This window comes from Candidatus Tisiphia endosymbiont of Thecophora atra (assembly GCF_964026395.1).
Taxonomy (GTDB): domain Bacteria; phylum Pseudomonadota; class Alphaproteobacteria; order Rickettsiales; family Rickettsiaceae; genus Tisiphia.
In genome coordinates this window covers 1540241-1565043 of the sequence record NZ_OZ032145.1, presented here as the reverse complement: position 1 = coordinate 1565043, position 24803 = coordinate 1540241, and the positions used below count along the sequence as shown (strand labels likewise).

General features: G+C 33.7%; 20 protein-coding genes. 17 read left to right on the top strand and 3 right to left on the bottom strand.

The genetic code is table 11. The features are described from left to right. Positions 1–198: 198 nt before the first annotated feature. The 13 genes from atpH to AAGD45_RS07310 all read left to right on the top strand — a co-directional run bounded on the left by atpH (position 199) and on the right by AAGD45_RS07310 (position 13556). Positions 199–762 (top strand): ATP synthase F1 subunit delta, encoded by a 564-nt coding sequence (atpH, locus tag AAGD45_RS07370; protein WP_341761258.1) that lies wholly within the window; start codon positions 199–201, stop codon positions 760–762. 117 nt (positions 763–879) lie between these two features. Continuing rightward, positions 880–2451: a F0F1 ATP synthase subunit alpha gene (gene atpA, locus AAGD45_RS07365; RefSeq protein ID WP_341761257.1), complete on the top strand. Its 1572-nt coding sequence runs from the start codon at positions 880–882 to the stop codon at positions 2449–2451. A 212-nt stretch (positions 2452–2663) separates the two neighbouring features. Next, positions 2664–3548, top strand: coding sequence for an ATP synthase F1 subunit gamma (gene atpG, locus AAGD45_RS07360; protein ID WP_341761256.1), 885 nt, complete (start codon positions 2664–2666; stop codon positions 3546–3548). A gap of 20 nt (positions 3549–3568) precedes the next feature. Beyond that, positions 3569–5002, top strand: a complete 1434-nt coding sequence (gene atpD / locus AAGD45_RS07355) for a F0F1 ATP synthase subunit beta (RefSeq protein WP_341761255.1) — start codon at positions 3569–3571, stop codon at positions 5000–5002. Then, positions 5002–5397, top strand: a complete 396-nt coding sequence (gene atpC, locus AAGD45_RS07350) for an ATP synthase F1 subunit epsilon (protein WP_341761254.1) — start codon at positions 5002–5004, stop codon at positions 5395–5397. Before atpD ends, atpC begins: the two co-directional genes overlap by 1 nt. A 367-nt stretch (positions 5398–5764) precedes the next feature. Further along, the gene (locus AAGD45_RS07345) at positions 5765–6181 is read left to right on the top strand and encodes a 6-pyruvoyl tetrahydropterin synthase family protein (RefSeq protein ID WP_341761253.1); all 417 of its coding nucleotides are present in this window, start codon (positions 5765–5767) and stop codon (positions 6179–6181) included. 18 nt (positions 6182–6199) lie between these two features. Further along, a complete protein-coding gene (gene cutA, locus AAGD45_RS07340) occupies positions 6200–6496 on the top strand; it encodes a divalent-cation tolerance protein CutA (RefSeq protein ID WP_341762243.1) in 297 nt (98 codons plus the stop codon). Positions 6497–6811: 315 nt separating this feature from the next. Next, positions 6812–8017 (top strand): dicarboxylate/amino acid:cation symporter, encoded by a 1206-nt coding sequence (locus tag AAGD45_RS07335; RefSeq protein ID WP_341761252.1) that lies wholly within the window; start codon positions 6812–6814, stop codon positions 8015–8017. A 35-nt stretch (positions 8018–8052) separates the two neighbouring features. After that, positions 8053–8424 carry a helix-turn-helix transcriptional regulator gene (locus tag AAGD45_RS07330; RefSeq protein WP_341761251.1) on the top strand — a complete coding sequence of 124 codons (372 nt, stop codon included), beginning with the start codon at positions 8053–8055 and terminating at the stop codon, positions 8422–8424. Between the two features lie 528 nt (positions 8425–8952). Continuing rightward, positions 8953–10257, top strand: coding sequence for a citrate synthase (locus tag AAGD45_RS07325; protein ID WP_341761250.1), 1305 nt, complete (start codon positions 8953–8955; stop codon positions 10255–10257). 678 nt (positions 10258–10935) lie between these two features. Then, entirely contained in the window at positions 10936–11463 is a 528-nt protein-coding gene (gene petA / locus AAGD45_RS07320) for a ubiquinol-cytochrome c reductase iron-sulfur subunit (protein WP_341761249.1), read from the top strand. Between the two features lie 6 nt (positions 11464–11469). After that, positions 11470–12666, top strand: a complete 1197-nt coding sequence (locus AAGD45_RS07315) for a cytochrome b (RefSeq protein WP_341761248.1) — start codon at positions 11470–11472, stop codon at positions 12664–12666. Positions 12667–12773: 107 nt separating this feature from the next. Beyond that, complete coding sequence (locus AAGD45_RS07310; RefSeq protein ID WP_341762242.1) at positions 12774–13556, top strand: cytochrome c1; 783 nt, start codon at positions 12774–12776, stop codon at positions 13554–13556. A 263-nt stretch (positions 13557–13819) separates the two neighbouring features. On the opposite strand, the gene AAGD45_RS07305 is transcribed toward AAGD45_RS07310, so the two are convergent. Together AAGD45_RS07305 and AAGD45_RS07300 are read right to left on the bottom strand one after the other, a co-directional pair. Further along, entirely contained in the window at positions 13820–15073 is a 1254-nt protein-coding gene (locus AAGD45_RS07305) for an MFS transporter (protein ID WP_341761247.1), read from the bottom strand. Positions 15074–15095: 22 nt separating this feature from the next. After that, complete coding sequence (locus AAGD45_RS07300) at positions 15096–16289, bottom strand: MFS transporter (RefSeq protein WP_341761246.1); 1194 nt, start codon at positions 16287–16289, stop codon at positions 15096–15098. A gap of 309 nt (positions 16290–16598) precedes the next feature. Here AAGD45_RS07300 and AAGD45_RS07295 point away from each other — a divergent pair, with 309 nt between their 5' ends. Together AAGD45_RS07295 and AAGD45_RS07290 are read left to right on the top strand one after the other, a co-directional pair. After that, positions 16599–18074: a UDP-N-acetylmuramoyl-L-alanyl-D-glutamate--2,6-diaminopimelate ligase gene (locus tag AAGD45_RS07295; protein ID WP_410521067.1), complete on the top strand. Its 1476-nt coding sequence runs from the start codon at positions 16599–16601 to the stop codon at positions 18072–18074. Between the two features lie 31 nt (positions 18075–18105). Then, entirely contained in the window at positions 18106–19146 is a 1041-nt protein-coding gene (locus AAGD45_RS07290; RefSeq protein WP_341761245.1) for a hypothetical protein, read from the top strand. Positions 19147–19159: 13 nt separating this feature from the next. Here AAGD45_RS07290 and recF read toward each other — a convergent pair whose 3' ends face one another. Further along, positions 19160–20242 carry a DNA replication/repair protein RecF gene (gene recF, locus AAGD45_RS07285; protein ID WP_341761244.1) on the bottom strand — a complete coding sequence of 361 codons (1083 nt, stop codon included), beginning with the start codon at positions 20240–20242 and terminating at the stop codon, positions 19160–19162. Positions 20243–20808: 566 nt separating this feature from the next. Between recF and AAGD45_RS07280 the strand changes: the two genes are divergently transcribed. Next, positions 20809–21765: a transposase gene (locus AAGD45_RS07280; RefSeq protein ID WP_341760795.1), complete on the top strand. Its 957-nt coding sequence runs from the start codon at positions 20809–20811 to the stop codon at positions 21763–21765. A gap of 362 nt (positions 21766–22127) precedes the next feature. Continuing rightward, a complete protein-coding gene (mutS, locus tag AAGD45_RS07275) occupies positions 22128–24791 on the top strand; it encodes a DNA mismatch repair protein MutS (RefSeq protein ID WP_341761243.1) in 2664 nt (887 codons plus the stop codon). Positions 24792–24803: the final 12 nt, after the last annotated feature.

Below are 24803 nucleotides of genomic sequence, written 5' to 3'. Positions count from 1 at the left end.
AAAAGATACGTCTATTAGCGAGGAGTCGCTGGAAGCGGTGACGCGGCAATCTTGTGAAGTAGGGACAAGTATTACTTCAAAAAATTGCTACGATGACGCTTTTCGCGGCTTCTCGCTAATAGACGGTTAAGGAAAAACTTGATTATCGAGTTTAAGCCATAGTAATAGTTATAGAATTTTAATGGATATAAAAACATAATGATTAACAATAAATTAGTACGTAACTATACTTCTGCTTTATTTGATAATGCATTGGCAAGTAGCTTGGAAGATAAAATATTACAGCAGATTACCATTATTAATCAATTTATCGAGGATAATCCGCAAATCAAGGCTGTTATATTTTCTCCTATAGTAAAGGATATTGACAAATGTAAAATAATTGAGTTAATTACAAAAACCTTTAATATCGAATCTATAGTTAAGCGGTTTTTGTTAATATTACTAAGGCATTCACGTATGCCTATTTTATCAAACATAATAGTATTATACCAACAACTACTTAATAACAGCAGAAATATTAAAATGGTAAAAGTAACTTCTTCTAAATCTTTGCAGACTAGAGAGAAAGAATGGTTAACAAAATATTTAGCAGATGACTTTCAGCAGAAGGTTGCTATAAATTTTCGCCAAAGTCAGTCAATTATTGGTGGTATTGTGGTACAATATGATAGCATAGTTAGGGACTATTCTATTGCTGGAATGTTAGAAAAAATAACGAAAACCTTGAAAGCTACAAAGATAACCGGAAGTTCGATGTAACTTGTTACATTGAACTTCCGGGATATATATAACGCGAATTCGGGATAAGAATTAACAATTCTTATATCGAATTGAGGTACAAAGATAGGTTAAATAAATTTTATATGAGGAATAACTATGGGGTCTACCCAACAATTAAAGGCTGTCGAACTTGCTGAAATATTAAAAAAAGAAATTGCTAACATTGATCAGCTTAGCGATTTACGAGAAGTAGGGCAGGTTGTAACGGTTGGTGATGGTATAGCTAGGGTATATGGTATCGATAATGTGGAAGCTGGCGAGGTCGTTGAGTTTGCGTCAGGAGTGAAAGGTCTTGCTCTTAATCTTGAAACAGACTCTGTAAGTATTGTATTAATTGGTAGTGATCGAGAAGTCAAACAAGGTGATGCGGTAAAAAGAACTGGAAAGATTTTACAAGTACCAGTTGGTAAGTCATTGCTTGGTAGGGTCGTTGATGGTATGGCAAATCCTATTGATGGTAAAGGCGAGATTATAACTGATACATATAGGAATATAGAGGAAAAAGCTCCGGGGATAATTGTTAGAAAAAGTGTTAAAGAGCCGGTGCAAACGGGTATCAAAGTGATTGATGCCCTAATTCCTATTGGTAGAGGTCAGAGGGAGTTAATTATTGGTGACAGGCAAATAGGTAAAACCGCTATTGTTATCGATACTATTATTAACCAAAAACAAGCTCATCTTGACGGCGATGAAAAAAATAAAATTTATTGTATTTATGTAGCTATTGGTCAAAAAAGATCAACTGTTGCACAGGTAGTAAAAAGATTAGAAGACTCAGGGGCAATGGAATATACCACAGTTGTAGCAGCTACTGCCTCTGATCCTGTTGCGTTACAATATGTTGCCCCTTACACTGGTTGTAGTATTGGTGAGTATTTTCGTGATAATGGTATGCATGCACTAGTTATTTACGATGATTTAAGTAAACATGCTGTTGCTTATAGACAAATCTCACTATTACTTAGAAGACCGCCGGGACGTGAAGCTTATCCAGGAGATGTATTTTATCTACATTCTAGGTTACTTGAACGAGCCGCAAAAATGTCAGATAAAGCTGGTGGTGGATCTCTTACAGCTTTGCCAATTATTGAAACTCAAGCAGGTGATGTTTCCGCATATATTCCAACCAATATTATATCAATTACTGATGGACAGATTTTTTTAGAAAATGAGCTGTTCTATAAAGGTATCAGACCGGCAGTAAATATTGGTATATCAGTGAGTAGGGTAGGGTCAGCAGCACAAGTAAAATCTATGAAGCAAGTGGCAGGAAGTGTGAAACTTGAGTTAGCACAATTTAGGGAATTAGCAGCTTTTTCTCAGTTTAGTTCAGACTTAGACGTTGCAACTAAACAACTTATTTCACATGGTACAAAGCTTAGCGAAATATTGAAGCAGGATCAATATAGCCCTTTCCCTGTTGAAGAACAAGTGGTTAGTCTTTATGCTGGGGTAAAAAATTATCTTGATAGTATTCCTATTGAACGAATAAAAGAATTTGAGCATAGAATGCTACAAGAAATAAAACTGAGTGAAAACGATATTTTAGTATCTATTAGAGAGCAAGGACGAATTACTGAAGAAATGGAACAAAAGTTAAAAATTTTCTTAGAACATTTTGTGCAAAACTTTAATGCTTGTTCACTCGATAATCAAGTTTTTCCTTAACCGTCATAGCAAGGCTCTTTAGATGCCGTGGCGATCCAAGTAAACAGCGAAGCTGTTTTTTTAGAGTAACGCTTCGCGTATCCTAGATTGCCGCGTAGTCGCTTTTTCGCGACTTCTCGCTAATAGACGTATTTTTTAATAATTCTAAAAAACTTGATTATCGAGTGTTCAGTAAGTTAAATCGACTTCAGATTAAGATTAATTAGGTAGCTATGTCAGGTTTAAAACAGTTAAGATCTCGTATTAAGAGCATTACAACAACGCAAAAAATCACTAAGGCTATGCAGATAGTTTCGGCTACTAAGTTTACAAAAGCCAAAAACCAAGTTAAGGACTCAGAGGATTATATGGGGATTCTGCAGGGTATAATGTCTAGCGTGGCATCTAGCAATAATTTACAGGATATGCCTATCGAGCAGAAAAAATTTTTCTCGGAAGGATTATTAGACCAAGGTGACTTGAATATAAATAAGTCACATTTACTAATAGTAGTCACCTCCGAACGAGGTTTATGCGGAGCTTTTAATTTTTTACTGTCCAAGCAGGTAAAATCTGATATTGCAAATTTGGAAAATGCTGGTAAACAAGTAAGGCTTATTATTATTGGCAAAAAGGGTTATGATGCATTTAAGGGACAATATTCCCATTATATTGATGATTATTATGAGTTTCCAAAAGCTCATAATAATAATTTGTCATTTCAAATCAAAAAAAAACTGATGGAGATGGTAGAGGATTCTAGAATTAGCAATTGTCAAATATATTTTAACAATTGTAAAAATGCTATGATACAGATTCCAACTAAAAAGCAAATATTGCCAATTGAAAAACAGCTATGTTCAAATGAGAAATATTTGAGCTATGAAGGTGAAGGGCTTATTTTGCATATGATTAATCTTTATGTATCGGCTCAAATTAATTATGCTCTACTACAAAATAGAGCTAGCGAAGAAGGAGCTAGAATGACAGCAATGGATAATGCAACCAAAAATGCTAAGGAGCTTATTAATAAGTTAACACTAAAACTTAATAGATCTAGACAAGATATGATTACTAAGGACTTGATAGAGATTATTGCAGGGGCAGAAGCCGTATAAAAAATAAATTAAGGTAAAATATGACAAAAACTATTGGCAAGATTGTGCAGATTATTTCAGCTGTAGTCGATGTGCAGTTTAGTAGTGATGGTAAATTGCCAAAAATTCTCAATGCACTTGAGTGCGATAATAATGGAGAGAAAGTGATACTAGAAGTATCACAGCATATAGGAGACGATATTGCTAGATGTATATCTATGGGTCCAACAGAAGGGTTAGTAAGAGGGCAAGAAGTAATAGATACAGGTGAGACTATTAAGATACCTGTCGGTATTGGCACACTCGGACGCATAATAAATGTGGTTGGTGTACCAATTGATGAAAGAGGTAAGATTGATTCAACTGACTTTGCTTCAATTTACAAACCAGCTCCAAATTTTGTTGATCAATCAACTGAAAGAAACATTTTGGTTACAGGGATTAAAGTCATTGATCTTTTAGCCCCTTATTCAAAAGGAGGAAAAATTGGGTTATTTGGTGGTGCTGGGGTAGGAAAGACAGTGTTAATTATGGAACTTATTAATAATATAGCAAAAGCACATGGAGGATATACAGTTTTTGCAGGGGTTGGGGAAAGGACTAGAGAAGGTAACGACCTTTATCACGAAATGATTGACTCTGGGGTAATTGATTTAAAAAATCCCAAAAAATCTAAAGTAGCTCTTGTTTATGGACAAATGAACGAACCACCCGGTGCAAGAGCTAGAGTTGCTTTAACTGGTCTTACTATAGCCGAAAGTTTCAGGGATTTAGATGGAGGACAGGATGTCTTGTTTTTTGTCGATAATATTTTTCGCTTTACTCAAGCTGGTTCTGAGGTATCAGCCCTATTAGGTAGAATACCTTCAGCAGTTGGTTATCAACCAACATTGGCAACAGATATGGGAGAGCTGCAAGAGCGTATTACTTCAACAAAGCTTGGATCAATTACCTCTGTGCAGGCTATTTATGTGCCAGCAGATGACCTAACTGATCCTGCTCCTGCTGCTTCTTTTACTCATTTGGATGCGACTACCGTACTTAGTCGACAAATTGCTGAGCTTGGTATTTACCCGGCAGTAGATCCACTTGATAGTAGTTCACAATTACTAAATCCGGCAATTATTGGAGAGAAACATTACTCGGTTGCTCGTGAGGTACAAAAAGTTTTACAGACATATAAGTCTCTGCAAGATATAATTGCCATTCTAGGAATGGATGAGTTGTCGGAATCAGATAAATTAACCGTTACTAGGGCAAGGAAAATTCAACGCTTTTTATCTCAACCTTTCCATGTTGCCGAAGTATTTACAGGTATAGCTGGAAAATTTGTCAGTTTAGCTGATACTATTGAAGGGTTTCATGGGTTGGTTTCCGGCAAATATGACTATTTACCAGAGGCTGCTTTTTATATGGTTGGTAGCATTGATGAAGCAGTAGAGAAAGGCGAAACACTTAAAGAAAAAGTGGCATAATGAATAAAACAATTAGGGTTAAAATTGTAACGCCAGCGAATGTTGTGTTTGACATGGAAGCTCAGATGGTAACAATGCCGGGAGAATTAGGAGAATTTGAGGTTTTACCAGGTCATGAGTTATTAATTGCAAATTTAAAAGATGGATTGACAAAAATTACAGTAGATAATTCTGTATTTAAGTATTTTATCTACTCAGGGTTAGCTGAGGTCACGTGGACAAATGTAAATATAGTAACAGAATTTGCTGTTGATACTAGTAGTTTGCAACTATATGAGATAATTAGGAAAATAGACTCTTTAACAAAAGAAATAGACGAAGAAATTGATGATACAAAAATTGATATTATTAAATTGGATATTGCTAGATATGAATCTTTGCTAGCTCATATTTAAAGAATTAAACAATTTTTCAAAGCAGAAGAGTATATAACATCATAGTACACATTTTTCTATAATCGTCATCGCGAGGCATCTTTAGATGCCGTGGCGATCTAGGTAAACAGCGAAGCTGTTTTTTTTTCTAGTACGCTTCGCGTATCCTAGATTGCTGCGTTGCCGCTTTTTCGCGACTCCTCGCTAATAGACGATCAGCAGCCATTTTAATAGTGGTTATATAAAAAATGTAGATACTATAGATATAACATCCTTCTAGGCTATTTTCTTAGATACCAGCCGCCTACGCCTGAGATGACATCAAAAGTGCATGGATGATATCCTAGGCTATTAAACCGATGTCTTACATCGATACTTGAGGTTAATTATGATAAAGTGTACTCGTAGAATTGAATTTGATGCAGGTCATAGAGTTGTTGGACATGAGAATAAGTGTCAATTTCTACATGGTCATCGTTATGTCCTTGAAGTTACAGCGGGATCAAGTGTTACCGATAATCTTGGTATGATTGTAGATTTTGGTCACATGAAGTCAATAATACAAAAGTGGATAAATGATAATTTTGATCATAATCTTATATTACACCAAAATGATAGAGAAATGGGAGATAGAATATGTGACTGGACTGGTCAAAAAATATATTATATGCAACAAAATCCAACTGCAGAAAATATAGTATTATACTTAAAATTGAATATTTTACCAAAATTGTTTGCTAATAGTTCTTTTATTATTACAAAAGTCAAATTATTTGAAACACCTAATTGCTTTGTGGAGGTATAAGTGGTACAAAGATGTTGTATGATTTTAACTACAACCAATGACCAGCAGGTGGTAGACAAAATAACAACTAGCTTATTGGAAGAAAATCTAGCTGCTTGCATACAAGTAGATAATATAGTCAGCTATTTTAAATGGGAAGGCAAGATATCTTCTGTGCTAGAATATCGTATTGTGATAAAGGCTAAATCTGATAACTACAATACAATAGAAAAGGTGATTACTGATATACATAATTATGATCTTCCGCAAATAATAAAGCTCGACATTCAAGAAGGGCTGTCTAGCTATTTAAATTGGGTAACTCAAAGTATCTAATTTAAGAGAGTGTTTATTAGAACTAAGATTTACCCAAACTATATAATCCACTGCTTCCTGAGTTTAAGTCAGCGATGTTATACTCTTCTGCTTTGAAGAATTGTTTTTTGAAAATATCATGGATTCGCATGCGTAACTATACTATATGTACGCTACGCCTTCTCACCATTCATTTTCAAATCCAATTCTTCAAATCATTTGAGTATATCTAGAATTCCAAAGTTGGTGTCATCCTGAACACAAGTGGACATTATCTTGAATTTATTTCAGGATGACGTCGGATCAAAACACTCTTTAAATTAATTAAGGAAAACAATGAAATTATGGAAAAAAGTTACCTTGGGATTAATCCTAGGTATAATGTTTGGTATATATTTTCCTGAATATGTATCTTATATAAAACCGGTAGGAGATATTTTTTTGCGTTTGATCAAAATGATTATTGCTCCTTTAATATTTTTTAGTTTAGTAGCAGGCATAACTAGTATGAGTGACCCTACTTCTCTTGGCAGAGTAGGAATAAAGGCTGTTGCTGCTTTTTTAGGAACTACTTTTTTTGCCGTAGTTTTTGGTCTTACAGTTGCTCTTGTATTAAAGCCAGGTCATGGTGTTCATATTAACTTTGATGTTGCCTCAAATATTTCACAAGAGAAATCCTTTAATATGATTGATTTTTTTGTGAATATTGTGCCTGATAATGTCATAGGGGCTTTTGCCAATTCTAATGTTTTACAAATTGTATTCTTTGCAATATTTTCTGGACTTATACTAAATAAAATGGGAACTAGTGCTGCACCTGTTAAAGATTTATTTCATAGATTATCAAAAATGGTGTTAAAAATGATCTCAATGATCATTCAACTTTCTCCATATGGTGCATTTGCTTTAACGGCTTGGGTAGTCGGTACGCAAGGCTTTGATGTAATGATTAGTTTATCAAAATTAGTTGCTGCCGTAGTGATTGCCATGATATGTCAATATGGTATTTTTGGCATGCTAATTTATGTATTTTGTCGAATGTCACCATTACCTTTTTATAAAAAGAGTTTGGAATACCAAATACTTGCCTTTTCTACTTCTAGTAGTAAAGCAACGCTTGCTACAACTATGCAAGTTTGTCGTGAACGGCTAGGCATCTCTGAATCTAGTACTTCTTTCATATTGCCACTTGGGGCATCGATAAACATGGATGGGTTTGCTATAAATTTGGCTCTTACCACCATATTCTTTGCTCAAATGATGGGTATAGATTTAGCGGTGCATGATTATTTAGTCATTATTATTACCTCAACTCTTGGATCTATAGGTGGTGCTGGTATTCCAGGAGCCTCTTTAATAATGCTACCTATGGTTCTATCTTCAATCCATTTACCGATTGAAGGTGTTGCTATAATTGCTGGAATTGATAGGATATTAGATATGTTACGTACCACCATTAATATTACAGGTGATGCAACAATTACCTTGATTATTGATAACAGTGAAGGTACTTTAAACAAAGAAATATATAATTCAGTTTAGGTAATTAATTAAAATTCAAAGTAGAGGCAATGTATATGGTTAATTTGGATAATATAAGTTTTATTGAAGATTCACATGGTAAGAAGGCAGTGATTTTGTCTATAAAAGCTTATGAAGAAATTAAAGAAAGATTAGATGAATTAGAAGATATCAATGCTTACCAGCAGGTTAAAAGTAATATACAAGAAAATTTTCCTATTACTATTGCAGAAAGATTAATTGTAGGTAAAGAATCAAAAATTAAAATATTTAGAGAGTACCGCACACATACTCTAACTCAACTTGCTGAAAAGTTAAATATAAGTGCAGCATACTTGTCGCAGGTCGAAAATAGAAAACGCGAGGGTAATATAGATTTATATAAAAAAATATCTCAAGCATTAGATATAGATATTGATTTAAGTTAGTTATGAGGTTTATATGAAAGTTATTAATGTGAAAGAAGCACAGAATAATTTTGGTAATTTGATGAATAGTGCAATAAAAGCTCCAGTAGTTATTAACATGGTAAGCTATTTTCGATATTGATGTCTTATGAAGCATATGAGTATCTTAGTAAATTAGAAGATTTTTACTGGGTAGTATACTGTTCGTAAATGAAGAGTTGGTAGACGAAGGTCAACTTCAAGAAGAGCTAGGAGTGTCAAAGTCGAGCAGCGGAGCGTACATTAGTACGTGAGCAGCGGAGCGTACATTAGTACGTGAGCAGCGGAGATCTTTAGACACGACGACGCCAATTCTTGAAGTTCATCGAGTATACAAGCTGAGCAAGCTAAGAAAAATGGTATGTTGACACAAAAGAAAACAGAAGAATTTTTAAGTAAGATATTAGAGGAGTAATGCTAAATATTAGCTTATCAAAAGATGCTAAAAATTAATAAAAAAATACATTTTTTGTATTAGTGGGCAACATAAAATATGATAAAAGAGAACATATGACAAATAATGGAATTAAAACTTTGGAAAATATTGAATTAAAAATAGGTGATAAGTCTTTTAATTTACCAATAAAAAAAGCATCGATTGGTCAAGATGTTATTGATGTTAGCGGTATATATTCATTAACAGGCTATTTCACTTATGACCCTGGCTTTATGTCTACAGCAGCTTGTAAATCTGCAATGACGTACATAGATGGGGATCAAGGGATATTAAGACATCGGGGATATGATATTAAAACGTTAGCAGAAAAAAGTAATTTCTTAGAAGTCGCCTATTTACTGTTAAATGGTGAATTACCAACCACTAATCAGTATAAATCTTTTTCTCAGAAAATTACTAATCACTCGTTGGTTAATGAGCAGCTTAGAAGTTTATTTATGGCTTTCCGTCACTCAGCTCATCCTATGGCAATTATGTTGGCTGTGGTAGGATCTTTATCTGCATTTTATCCAAATTTTTTAAATGTAGAAGAAAATGAACGCGAGTTAGCTGCTATTAGAATGATTGCAAAAATGCCAACTATTGCAGCAATGGCATATAAATATTCAATAGGTCAGCCTTTTATATATCCTGATAATAGTTTAGATTTTACTGAAAATTTTCTCCATATGATGTTTGCGACGCCTTGTGAAAAATATAAGGTAAACCAAGTAGTAAAGAATGCCTTAGATAAAATATTTATTCTCCATGCTGACCATGAGCAAAATGCCTCCACTTCAACAGTACGTTTGGCCGGATCATCCGGTGCTAACCCGTTTGCCTGTATCAGTACTGGCATAGCGTCTTTATGGGGACCAGCACATGGCGGAGCAAATGAGGCAGTAATTAATATGCTGAAAGAGATTGGGACAATAGACCGTATTCCACAATATATTGCAAGAGCAAAAGATAAAAATGATTCTTTCCGCTTAATGGGTTTTGGTCACCGAATCTATAAAAGTTATGATCCAAGAGCAGTTGTACTTAGAGAGACCTGCAAAGAAGTATTAGATGAATTAGGAGAAAATAATAACCCATTACTACAAATTGCTACTGAGCTTGAAAAAATTGCTCTCAATGATCAATATTTTATAGATCGTAAGCTTTATCCAAACGTTGATTTTTATTCTGGTATTATTTATCAAGCTATGGGGATACCATCACAGATGTTTACAGTGCTTTTTGCTATAGCAAGAACTGTTGGTTGGATGGGACAATGGAAAGAGATGCATGAAGATCCCGAACAAAAAATTAGCAGACCTCGGCAATTATATACTGGGTATGTACAAAGAGAATTTATTCCTTTTGATAAAAGATAATTATAGTAAAATCCTATATAGATAAAGCTAATCCGAGAAGGTTTAAGCATAGTACCCTTGTATCTTAAATATTGTTTTTAGTGAATAACTATAAGATACTTAAGAAAACTTAAGTAAGAAAGCTAGTATACAGATAGTACATTTCTTTATAATCGTCATCGCGAGGCATCTTTAGATGCCGTGGCGATCTAGGTAAACAGCGAAGCTGTTTTTTTAGAGTAACACTTCGTGTATCCTAGATTGCCGCGTTGCCGCTTTTTCACGGCTCCTTGCAATGACGTATTTTTTAATAATTCTAAAAAACTTGATTATCGAGTGATTGTTAAATTAATATTTTACTAAAAACATGATTTTAATCCTTTAAAATCATGTTTTTAGCTTTAGAAAGGTTTAAAATGCATTCGCGTTAGCCGCTTTAAGAATGCATTTTTCCTTATAAGCAAAATTAGGGTAATACTTCACTGTTAATTGTTGAATTGCTGAAGCTACCCTTGATTTTTTGTTACTTTTCCAGTAGTCTATTATATTAAATATAATAATAAATATCAAGTTTGTGCAAAAAGTGAAAGCCACTACTATAGAACCTAGGTTCTATAGTTGCACTCATTGTAAAATAATTCCCTACTTCAAGAGTTGTGAAAACAACTATTGAAGTAGGAGAGGTATACTAGTCAGTTTATGTCAAATACTAATGATTATGATAAGGCAACTCGTAGGGATTTTATAACCTTAACTGCCAACAGTATGGTTGTGGTTGGAGCTGCATGTGCTACCTACCCTCTTGTTGATTCATTCAACCCTTCAGCGGATGTTCTTGCCCTATCTTCAATAGAAGTAGATTTATCTCACATACAACCAGGTCAAACTCTTACTGTTAAATGGCAAGGTAAACCGGTTTTTATTACTAACAGGACTCCCGAAAAAATTGCTGAAGCAAGAAATGTAAACCTTTCCGAGCTAATAGATCCCGAACTTGATCAAGTACGAGTTAAAGATGGACATGATAAATGGTTAGTAACTATCGGCATTTGTACACATTTAGGTTGTGTACCACTTGCAAACCAAGGAGATTATGATGGTTGGTTTTGTCCATGCCACGGCTCTCAATACGACTCATCTGGTCGCGTTCGTAAAGGACCAGCTCCTTTAAATTTGGCTGTCCCACCATATGAGTTTATTTCCGATACAAAAATTAAAATCGGATAGTTATTTATGAATGAAACTAATGATCCTAAAAAATCAAACCCCGTTATAGAATGGATAGACTATAGACTACCTGTTTTCTCGTTCCTTAAACATTTGGGAGAATACCAAACACCCAAAAATTTAAGTTACCTATGGAACTTAGGGTCAATAGCTGGTATCGCTTTAGTAATTCAGATAATCACTGGCATTATTTTAGCTATGCATTACACTCCTCATGTTGATTACGCCTTTGAGAGTGTTGAAAAAATTATGCGTAATGTCAATTACGGCTGGTTAATACGTTATATACACTCAGTTGGAGCATCAATGTTTTTTGCTGCAGTTTATCTACATATCTGTAGAGGATTATATTATGGCTCATACAAAAAACCTAGAGAGTTGTTGTGGCATATAGGCATAATAATTTTTCTTACTATGATGGCTACTGCTTTCATGGGATATGTACTACCTTGGGGACAAATGAGTTACTGGGGAGCAACTGTAATCACCAATTTATTTTCAGCTATACCTATTATTGGCAAATCGATAGTTACTTGGCTTTGGGGAGGATTTTCAGTTGATAACCCTACACTTAACAGATTTTTTGCTTTACATTATTTATTGCCGTTTATTATAGTAGCTTTAGTACTACTCCATTTAGTAGCACTACATATTCATGGATCAAATAACCCTAAAGGGATCGATGTTAAGTCATCTAAAGATACCATCCCTTTTCACCCGTATTATACGGTAAAAGACTTTGTTGGATTCGGTGTTTACTTTTTAATATTTGCCTTTTTTGTCTTTTACCAACCAAATTATCTAGGGCATCCTGACAATTACATACCAGCTAATCCTTTGGTTACTCCAGCTCATATAGTTCCCGAATGGTATTTTCTGCCATTTTATGCCATTTTACGTGCAGTACCGTCAAAGCTAGGTGGCGTAATATTAATGTTCTCTAGTATTTTGTTATTATTTGTTTTACCTTGGCTTGACAGTTCAAAAGTTAGGAGTAGCAATTATAGACCAATGTTCCGCATAGCTTTTTGGCTGTTCATATTTGACTGCTTGACACTTGGGTATCTTGGAGGACAACCAGCAGAAGAACCTTACATTACCTTAAGCCGGTTTGCTGCTACTTATTATTTCTTTCATTTTTTAATTGCAGTACCCCTAATTAGCAAATATGAAAAAACTCTGCCATTACCGGATTCTATATGAAAGACAACAAAGTTATACAAAGGTATTTTATACAGGGGCATATGATATTTAAACCAATATTTAATGGTCTTTCAGGATATCTTTCTTGGATTCCCGCTGTAGCTTGGATGACGTTTTTTCTGTCATGGAGAAACTCTATTATTTGTCTATTCATATTATTACTATCAAACATCTCTATCGCAAACGAAGCACTACCTACAAAAAAGATTGCTTGGCCATTTGATGGAGTTTTTGCAACTGTTGATAGGAAAGCTGCACAACGTGGCTTCCAAGTATATAAAGAAGTATGCAGTAGCTGTCATGGTCTTTATAATTTATATTATCGTAATCTTAAAGATCTAGGATTTTCAGATGAAGAAATTAAAGAAATAGCCAAAAATTATACTGTACAAGATGGTCCAAATGATGCAGGAGAAATGTTTGAAAGACCGGCTCTACCCTCTGATCCATTTGTTCGTCCCTATCCTAATGAACAAGCAGCAAGAGCTGCCAATAATGGAGCAGACCCGCCTGATTTATCGTTGATTATCAAAGCAAGACCTGATGGAGCAAATTATTTATATTCTATACTTACTGGTTATAGTGATCCTCCTGAGAATTTTAAACTAATGCCAGGATTAAATTACAACCCATATTTTCCACATAGTCAGATTGCCATGCCAGCTCCCTTGTCAGATGGACAAGTAAAGTATATAGACGGAACAAACTCATCAGTCGAACAAATGGCTATGGATGTTACGATATTTTTACAATGGGCTGCTGAACCTGAAATGGAAAACCGTAAATCCATGGGTTTAAAAGTGATGATGTTCTTAGTAATTTTTATAATTTTCTTCTATATCTCTAAAAATAGAATTTGGAAGAATCTAGAAACAGAAGAGCATAAATGAAGAGTATAAATATAACACTAGTAAATGAAGAGTTGATAGAATCAAAATTATGATAGTAGCAGGAGTCGAAGGGTCGAGGTACACAACTGTTGAAAGTTAAAACCGTCTATTAGCGAGGAGGCACAAAGTGCCGACGTGGCAATCTTGTGAAGAAGAGCTTAAATTATCTCGAAGCCGCCTAACAAAGGCAGATATTATTTCATGAGATTGCTACGTCGGCGATTTCATCGCCTCCTCGCAATGACGGAGTAATACTATTCGGGTTAGCTATAATTTGTTATAACGTTTGTACTATACAGATAAATTACTGTACTGAACAATATTAATAACAATATCAGAAAAAATCCTAGCACTAAGAATATTGAATTAAAATATTGCCACAATAACATACAAAAAAATGGTGTTGTTGACGAAAATATCATGCCACCAAGTGAATGCGATATGCTACACATTCTAGCTCTAATATTAGTAATGAATAGAGATTGGACAATAACTTGTAATGGTACTACATAAAATGGAGCAAGGGCTATAAGAATGATGGGGAAGTAAATCACAAAGATTTCTTTATATAATAGAAACTGTACAATAATTATAACTAACAAACTTAATGATAACGATGTAATAATTTGTTTTTTAGGATAAATCCTATCGGCTAAAAAACCAGAAAACACTGACATAATAGCGTAAATGGTTATTAAGACTATATTGATAATTTGAGCTTGATTGCTATTCATAAGTAACGCACTTTTTGCTGCAAAGACTCCCCAAAAAATAATTAAAAAATGGTAAATACCTCCTATGCAACCACTTATTAATATTGCTATGATAAATCTGCCAAATGAATTTTTTATAATCTTTCCTAAATCAAAAAAGTTGTAATATATAGATTTATGATCCTTTTTAGACTTTAAAAACTCTTCACTTTCACGAAAATAGTGCCTTAGACTTATGATAAATAAACCAAAAATTCCACCAATAATAAAATTGACCCGCCATAAATGAGACATTTGTTCAAACTTTGTCGAAAAATGATAAATTGTTGCAGCAAGCAATGCCCCAACCTGAGTACAAAATGACACGATACCATAAGTATAATTTTTGTGCCTCATACCCACCTTTTCTACAACATAAATTTTTATTGCATCGCTCTCCCCTGCCAAACTCATTAAAAATGTCATACGACAAAATATTAAAATTATTGTAGCATACATACCAATTTTATCAAAATTAGGGGTTAATCCTATAAGAATTGTAGAGATAGTAGCCAAAAATACTGAGATTTTAACTGATACAACTCTACCATATTTATCACTGATAAAACCAAAAATGATCGAGCCTATGGGACGAGCTATTACAGCTATGCTGAATATAGCAAAAAATAATAATATCTGCCTATCATTTGATCCTAGAGGTAAAAAATTCTTGGATAGAGCTGCTGCCGAGAGACCAAAAAGAGCATAATCATAATAACGCACGATTGTCGTAAAAAAAGCAATTAGGAATGCCGGTCTTGTCATACATCTATATCTATTATGTTTTTCATGGTATACTCTTCACCGCCCATATGGTAACTAAAGTAATCATTGCAATATAAACTCCTATGGCTATAGAAGAGCCAGTAAAATGCCAAATAGCTATGCACACTGTAGGGGTAGATCGTCCAAATATTGAAGTACCTAAAGCATCACCAATACTAACTAGCATATATTTATCTGAACTACGGAATAAGCTATTAAGCCAATAATTTAGTGGACATGCAAAAGTTACCCCTAAGGTAATAATCCATAAACGAACAAAATTAATATACCATACAGAAGCATCAGTAATATATAACCATAATGGTACTATGCTAATAAATAGAATGCTAGTGCTTACGATCATTACATCCACAGGGCGATATTTTTTAATAAAATGCCCTACTAATGGAATCATTGCTACATCTATGATTAATAAAATAGTATTAACACTCATCATCGCCTCCAAAGATATAGAAGTGATAAGAGGGACAAAACTATTCATCACGACAAAAGGTATGACATATGTCATATAGGAAAAACCACTAACTATAGATACACGTAGAATATTGCACTTATTATTCAATATCACATTTGATGTAGAGGATTTCTGTTCTATTGCTCTTTGAGACGTATTAGAATAACGTCTAAGATAAATCCCGACAATCCCTGTACTCCCTCCTAATATAAAACATAAACGCCAATATTCATGGTGATTAGAACTAATTAGAATGTTACTTATAAAAGAGGCAATAATAATGCCAAACATTGTTGATAACTCGTATAGATAAGATGCTTTCACTCCTTGAATCTGCGTCTTATTTTCTACAATATATAATTTGGCAATACAGTGTTCTCCTTCGCCAAAAATTGCTAACATCATTCGAATAATGAGCAACATCAATGGTGAAAACCAGCCAATCATTTGATAAGTTGGTATAAATCCTATTGACATAGTAGTAATAGCAACACCTATTAATGAATAGGATAGAGCCAGAGTTGGGCCTCGTTTTTTGACAATTATACTGAAAATTATCGAGCCAACTGGTCTAGTAACGATTGAAGTTGTTAGCACACTATAGGTTAAGATTAAAGCAACTATAGGATCATCTTTGGGAAAAAAGATCATTGATAAAACTGGAGCAAGAAAACTATAAATAGCCGTATCAAAATGATCTAGAGCATTACCTATTAGAATTGATATATCTTTTTTTTGCATAAGACCCCCTAAATTTCTTGTTAACAAACTATCTACTAGCTTTACATGGGCTACTACTTTATACTACTATGATTTCAAGAGTTGGTACTCGATAATCAAGTTTTTTCTTAACCGTCATTGCGAGGAGGCGATGGAATCGCCGACGCGGCAATCTTGTGAAGTAGGGACAAGTATTACTTCAAAAGATTGCCACGTCGCAGCTCCTCGCAATGACGATTGTGGTGTCTGTAGGTGCATCGCGATGATGATTACACAAAAAATGTACTATGGGTAAACATACACATAAAAACTAATTAGGCTATATTTAAATTGCAAAAATTATTTGACTATTTAAAAATTACCTCTCAGATTGAACCTAAAATTTTATGTTGCGACTCTAGACTAGTTAAATCAACTAGTCTATTCTTCGCCATTAAAGGAGCAAGTTCGGATGGTAATAAGTTTATTGATGATGTAATAAACAAAGGAGTGAAATTCATTGTTACCGATGATGCTGCAAGTTTGAAAAACCCTAACATTATCGCTAATGGTGTACATATAACGCTTGTGAGTGATGCACGGGTGGCACTGAGCCAAGCTGCTAATATTCTTTACCCTTTATTACCACAATATATGGTAGCTGCTACTGGTACTAACGGTAAAACCTCGGTAGTATCCTATTGCAGACAGCTATACACATTGCTAGGAGTACCCAGCTGTTCTATTGGTACTATCGGTATAGAATGTCCTGAGAATTTGGATTTAACAACCATCCAAGAGATTTCAGATAAGTTTCCTGCTCTCACTACCCTTGATCCTGTAACTTTCAGACATATTTTACATAATCTAGCTGAGAATAATATAAGATATGTAGCTTTTGAGGCTTCCAGCCATGGTCTAGATCAAGAAAGATTACATGGTCTAAAAGTAGATGCTGCCTGCTTTACTAGTTTTAGTCAAGATCATCTTGACTATCATAAAAATATGGATAATTATCTTTTAGCTAAGCTAAAAGTATTTACAGATAATTTATCGCAGGCAGGAGTTGCTGTATTAAACTCGGAAATAGAACAATTAGATTATATCAAAAGTTATTTACAGGATCGTAATATAAAATTTTTAACCGTTGGTATGAATGGTGATCTGAAAATTATCGACAGCACAATTTGTACTTATAACGGGCAGAAATATAATTTTACTACCGATATAGTTGGTAGTTTTCAAGCAACCAATTTACTAATTGCCGTTATGATGGTGCATTTGACTGGCTTTCCTTTTGAACAAGTCATATCGAAATTACCACAAATTAAAGCAGTTAAAGGACGTTTAGAGAGAGTAGCTAATAGCAATATTTTTATTGACTACGCTCACACTCCAGATGCCTTAGAAAAAAGCTTGCTAGAACTAAAAAAAATAAAATCAGAAATATACTCAAATAGGGGATCATTAAAAGTAATTTTTGGCTGTGGGGGGAATAGAGATAGTGGTAAAAGAGCATTAATGGGGCAAGTTGCTGCAAAAATTGCAGATAGAGTTATTATCACTGACGATAATCCGAGGAATGAAGACCCAAAATTCATACGGCAGCAAATTATACAAGGTATTATATCTATCACTAATAGATATATAGAAATAAATAATAGAAAAATTGCAATTACTGAAACAATAAATAATTTACAAGAAGATGATATTTTGCTGATTGCCGGCAAAGGTCACGAGAATTATCAAATAATCGGTAATAAAAAACTACCATTTAGCGACTTCGATATAGCCAAAGAAGCTCTACAAAGTAGAAAAAGATTTTGAATTAAAAAATATCAACTAATAATAAAATTATATGCAAGTTTCTAGAATATTCTTAGTCTCCTTCTATATAATTCTACCATCCTTATTAACTATACATTTTGCATATGCCAGCCCATTTAACCATCCAGAAACATGGAAAAAAGTTGAGATCTCAAAATTGCTTAAAACATCTACAATACACCATATAGAACCTATGAGAAAGTTTCTTGCGGAAAAAGGTAAAAAAGCGGAATTCAATGGAGAAGTTTTTTTAGTTACTTTAGATGATCAGGTAAAAGCTGTCTTTAAAAAATTACCTGCAGATGATTTAGGAGATGCACAAGCTGAAGTAGCAGCATATCAAGCTTCTCTAATTCTAGGTTTCCCTCATATTCCTCCAACAGTAATGCGTAAAATTAATGGAATGACAGGAACATTGCAACTCTACATTGATACTAAAATTGATCCTTTAGTACCTGAAGAGTATGAAAAAGCTCTTCAAGAGGTTTCCATAAAAGATCAAATGAACCTACGAACTTTTTACTTTATTTTTGGGCAGTGGGACTCTGGATCACATAATTTATTAATATTTAAAGATATTAATAAAACATATTTTATTGCAATAGATAATTCAGGCATTCGTAATCGCCAATATGTTAAGCTTGGTGAACTTCCTTTTGTTAGAGTACTGTATAGTGATAAATTAAATACCAATGATTGGGATAAACCATTTCCTTTTGATAAAGCAGAGGTTATTGATCTCCCTAATGAAGAAAAGCTAAAACAAAGATTTAAAAAACAAATACCTCCTACCTTTTACAAAAATTTTCAGTCTTATAACCACCCTTTTCGGTTTGTTATTTATCAAAATAGCCTATGGATTCAGTATCATGCATTTGATAAGAGTTTTATAATATCTTATCCAACACAATGTTATGACGACACTATAAAAGCTATAAAAAAATTAGACTTACCTCTTCTTAGAAAGATTTTTATAGCAGCAAAAGGTTCTGATTTTTTAAATAATTCTTACCTTAATTCTATATTAGAACGCCGTGATCAAGTTTTAAGGTATTGCCTTAAAATTAAATAAGAGAAATTTCATCCTATAATTTTATTAATTCTGCTTTTTTTGTTAAAGATTCTATGCCATTTAAGTCAGTTGCAGTCACCCATAGCTGTAATCCTAATTCTAGGAAAAAATCAATTAAGTACTGCCTCCTTTTGTTATCAAGATGTACAAAAACCTCATCTAACAGTAAAATAGGCATAGCAATGTTTTCTTTAATAGAATAATTAACTTGGGCAAGTATTATGGCAATGAGCATAGCCTTCTGTTCACCGGTGGAACAGTGTTTAACTAAGGCGTTTCTTTCTTTATGAATAACTACAAAATCACTTTTATGCACTCCAAAATTAGTTCTATTAGATATCTTATCATGAACACGAGACACCACTAACTCATTTTTTATAAAATCAATATCTATTTCAGAATTTCTTAATATTATATCTTCTATAACCCCATTAATTGATAAAATAGCTTTAGGAAAATCATTATCCAAATCTGAGATAGCTTTTTGCATATGTTCTAAAATTTTTAGCCTATTAATAGCGATCTCAATTGATAATTCCGCCATTTTTTCTTCAACCACTCTTAGCCAATTTGTATCCACTTGGTCTTGTGCTAGTATTTTGCTACGTTCATACATGTAATATTCGTATTTACTAACTATTCCTGCATGCGATGGATTAAAGTTATAAACAATCCTGTCAAAGAATTTACGCCTATCGCTAATACTGGAAGAAAAAATACCTTCCATTTGGGGTGTAAGCCAAATCATAGCAGTGAACTTACTTAGTTCATTATTTTGTATTTTAACACCATTAAATTCCGTAAAACGTCTATTAGATTCACGCTTTAAATTCGTTGAAATTTCAACTAAGCCAAGTTTACTGTGTAATAATGTATAAGCTAAGCAATGATCTGCTCCCCTTTGACAAATATCATCTAATTTGGCTGATCTCAAGCCTTTACCAGGTGAAAATAGTGATATTGATTCTAAAATGTTAGTTTTTCCACTACCATTCCCCCCTATTAGTATAACAGGATTATTACCAGCACTAATATCTAAATTCTGAAAATTACGATAATTTAGTAATTTTAATTTTTGTAGGTAAATATTATGCATAACTTATTTGAAATAGTGAGAGAAAAACCGAATCAACCCAATTATAGCTAAATTGAAAAAATTTTAGCCAAAATCGTCTATTAGCGAGGAGACCATAGCATAACTGTCGAAAGTTAGTAAATACAGCTTCCCTACACGTCATTGCGAGGAGGCTGTAAAGCCGACGAAGCAATCCAGTAACATCATTTATCTATAGATTGTTTCCTAGATTGCTTCGCTTACGCTCGCTAATAGACGCTGTGGTATAGGTATTTGTAAACTTTCGACAGTTGTGGAGACCATAGGTCGACGAAGCAATTGTAAGTTAAAAGTATGATATAATAGATATTGAAGTCAATGTAAATAATGATTTATACTGACTTATAAGGGGGTATTACAGCGATAGTCATTAATAATACTAAATGACTATCGCTGTGCAGGCGTGAGCGACCGTGAAGCAATTGGTTTTAAGACCGAATGGATATTGGTACTCTAGCCCAAATCCCCGAGACGTTTGAATAGTTGATTGGGATGCCTTTGCACGCCCGCTTACAATCGTAAACAACATTAAAAGTCTTCGAGGTATTATGCTATTATATAATAATTTTATCGGTCTTGATATAGGAAAATTCAATTTTGTTGTTGCTATTCATGGAAAAAAAGAAACTAAAGAATATAATAACAACTCTAATGGAATAGCTGATTTTATCAAGGATTACAAAAAAGAGATTAGTTCTGCATTGTGTGTTTTAGAAACTACTGGTGGATATGAAATGGAACTATTACTAACGCTTTGCAATCAGGGTTTTGCTGTACATAGAGCCAATACTCGTAAAGTTAAAAACTTTATTAGGTCTTTTGGTAATGCAGCTAAAACTGACAGTCTTGACGCTAAAGCTTTGGCACTTTATGCTTTTGAACGATCAGAAAGATTAGAGCTATTTAAAGTACAATCTAAGCAAGCTTTAAACTTGTATGAATTAGTAGGACGTAGGAACGATCTTAAACAAATGTTGATTGCAGAAAAAAATAGGTTTCAGTCCCCGAGAGCTGATTTAATCAAGTCTAGTTGCGTTAAAATGATCGAAGTACTAGAAGAGCAAATTGCATCTATTACTAAAGAAATAGATGACTTAATAGCAAAAGATAAGCTCTTGCAAGCTAAGAAAGAGACTCTGCAAACTATTAGTGGTATAGGCACAGTAGTATCTAATGAGCTTATAGCTTTGTTACCTGAACTTGGTACATTGAACCGCAAACAAATAGCATCATTAGTAGGTGTTGCACCAATATCTAATGATAGCGGTAGATATAGTGGATATAGACATACAGGTCATGGTCGAAATTTTGTTAGACCTATGTTGTTTGTAGCTGCTATGGCTGCTAGAAATTCTAACTCTGAACTGAAGGTATTTTATGAGAAATTGATCAATAGAGGAAAAAAGAAAATGGTGGCGATGGTAGCATTAATGCGTAAAATCATTGTGATTGCAAACGCTAAGTTACGTGATTTAACTAGCTCTGCACAAGCAATAAAAATTTAAACCAAATTTATTTAAATTTTTATTGCGAACATAGTTGATCCATATGACAAGCTTCATGGATTGCCACGCTCACATACGTTCGCTCGCTAATAGACGGCTTAAACCTTACAACAGCACTTCGCTAATAGACGATTTTTTAACTTTCAACAGTTGTGATCTTTATGGTATACTCAAATGATTTGAAGAATTGGATTTGAAAATGAATGGTGAGCATGCTAGGTGTACATATAGTACATGAGCCTGCGAATCCATGATATTTTCAAACAACAATTCGTAGGAGCAGAAGAGTATACAATGACCTTAATTCTTGAAGCTCTACCTGAGTATATACTCAAATCTAATTCAAACAACTAAATATATCCATGACTTTAGAAGAATTTCGCCATAAATATAATTATGATCAATCAACAAAGATGATGCAACAATATTTAGACATCAAATTTGCCAATCTTGATTGTCTTCTATTATTTAGGATGGGCGATTTTTATGAAATGTTTTTTGATGATGCAATTCTTGCCAGCCAAGTTTTAGGTATTGCTCTTACCAAAAGAGGATCTAATGGAGACTCTGAGATTGCTATGTGCGGCGTACCCCATCATGCTCTTGAGACATATTTAAATAAATTAATTGAAGAAAATTACAAAGTTGCTATTTGTGATCAACTAGAAACACCGGAAGAGGCAAAGAAACGTGGTGGCTATAAAGCTGTAGTAAATAGGGATGTAACGCGTATTATCACCCCAGGTACTATTATCGAGGAATCTTTAATTTCGTCATGCGAACCTAATTATCTGGCAAGCTTAGTTTTGCTAAAAAACAGGGCGTCAATTTGTTATGTTGATCTTTCCACTTCAGAAATTTCAGTTATAGAGATTCCGCAGGATGAGATTCTAAATGAACTATCACGTCTTAAGCCTAAAGAGATTTTACTTAGCGAAAATTTGCAGGGAGAGCAATTAGCTAGTAGTATTCAACAGCAATTACATTTCCGTGTCTCGTATCAAGTTGATAGTTTTTTTGCTCCTAAAAAATGCCATAAAATTATTTTAGATTTTTACAAAATCAATGATCTAAAAGCCATAGGGGAAATATCTGAATGTCAAACAAGTAGTATTGGTAGTATCTTAGAATATTTATCGCTAACGCAAAAGCAAAATATACCCTCGCTACCTTTGCCCTTGTTGGTCAATTACCATAATTTTATGATTATTGATTCTGCGACTCGGCGGAATTTGGAAATTACTAATAATTTATTAGGAAAAACCAAGGGTAGTTTACTGGCTACTATTGATCATACAGTTACTAAGGCTGGTAGTCGTTTACTATATCACTTTTTATCTACACCACTAATAGATATTGATGAAATAAATTATCGACAAAATATCACAGAATTTTTTTATTCAAATATTGAACTAGTAGGGAATATTAAAAAGTTACTCAAGAAAACTGGGGATTTAGAACGTTGCTTGGCTAGAATTACCATGAATCGTGGCTGCGGGCGAGATCTGCTAAATATTAAATATACGTTAAATGCTGCACTGGAAATAAAAGGAGAGTTTATTTCCCATTATGGGCTAAATTTGCTAGATTATATAGAGAACTTAATTAAACCGCTATCCGGAGATGAACAGTTATATTCCTTAATAGATCAAGCAATTAGAGAGGATGCACCTAATACTATCAATGAAGGTGGGATAATAAATCATCATTATCATCCTAAAATACAAGAATTATATGACTTAATTAACAATGGCAAAGCCCATGTAGAAAAATTAAAAAATGTATATCGCCTTGATACTGGCATCGACACCCTAAAAATATCTCATAATAATGTACTTGGGTTATTTATTGAAGTTACCCTAAGACATAGTGATAAAATGTACGCCTCAAAATTTATTCACCGACAAACAACTTCTAATGCCAGTCGCTATACTACTATTGAATTACAAAAGTTAGAAAGCGATATGGTTAATAGCAGGAGTTTAGCGGTTAGTCTTGAACTAGAATTATATAATAAAATATGCCAGCAGGTTATTGATAAAGCTATATTCTTACGATTACTTAGCTGTTCCTTGAGTCAGCTTGATGTATTTTGTAATTTTGCTTATATTGCTGATGAATATCATTATGTCAAGCCTAGCTTAAGCAATGATTTGAGTTTTGAGATTATTGAAGGGCGTCACCCCGTCGTTGAGCAAAGTTTATCAAATGATAAAAAAAGCTTTATTCACAATAACTGTACTTTATCGGAAGCTCATAGAATTTGGTTAATTACTGGACCTAATATGTCAGGTAAAAGTACTTTTTTACGGCAAAATGCCCTAATAGCCATATTAGCTCAAATTGGTAGTTTTGTGCCGGCTAAAAGTGCCAAAATAGGTATTGTAGACAAGATATTTAGTAGGATAGGGGCAGGGGACGATTTACAAGCAGGACAATCGACTTTTATGGTGGAAATGCTTGAAACATCAGCTATTTTAGCACAATCTACTAAAAATTCTTTAGTCATATTAGATGAGGTTGGTCGCGGAACTTCTACCTATGATGGTGTATCAATTGCTTTTGCGGTGCTGGAATATATTCATGATAATCTCAAATGTCGATGTTTATTTGCATCGCATTATCACGAATTAACCAGCATGAGTAATTTTTTGCCAGCCTTGCAAAATTATACGGTGGCTATTGAGGAATTAGGGAAAGAAATATTATTTTTGCATAATATTATAGCAGGTATAGCTGATAAATCTTATGGAATTCATGTAGCCTACTTAGCGGGCCTACCAAAATCTGTTATAATTAGGGCGAATGACATTTTAACAAAATTAGAAAAAACCGCAACGTACAAAAGCAAAAATATATTAAACACTGAATCAAACAACTTAAGTTTATTTAGTCTGCCAGTAGAAAGTAAAAAAGAAATAAAATTTAATAAGTTAGAAGAAGAACTTATTAAAATTGATCCTGATCAGCTCTCCCCTAAACAAGCCTTAGAGTTGATTTATAAGTTAAAGGAACTAATTTTTTAAATAGGGTTGCCT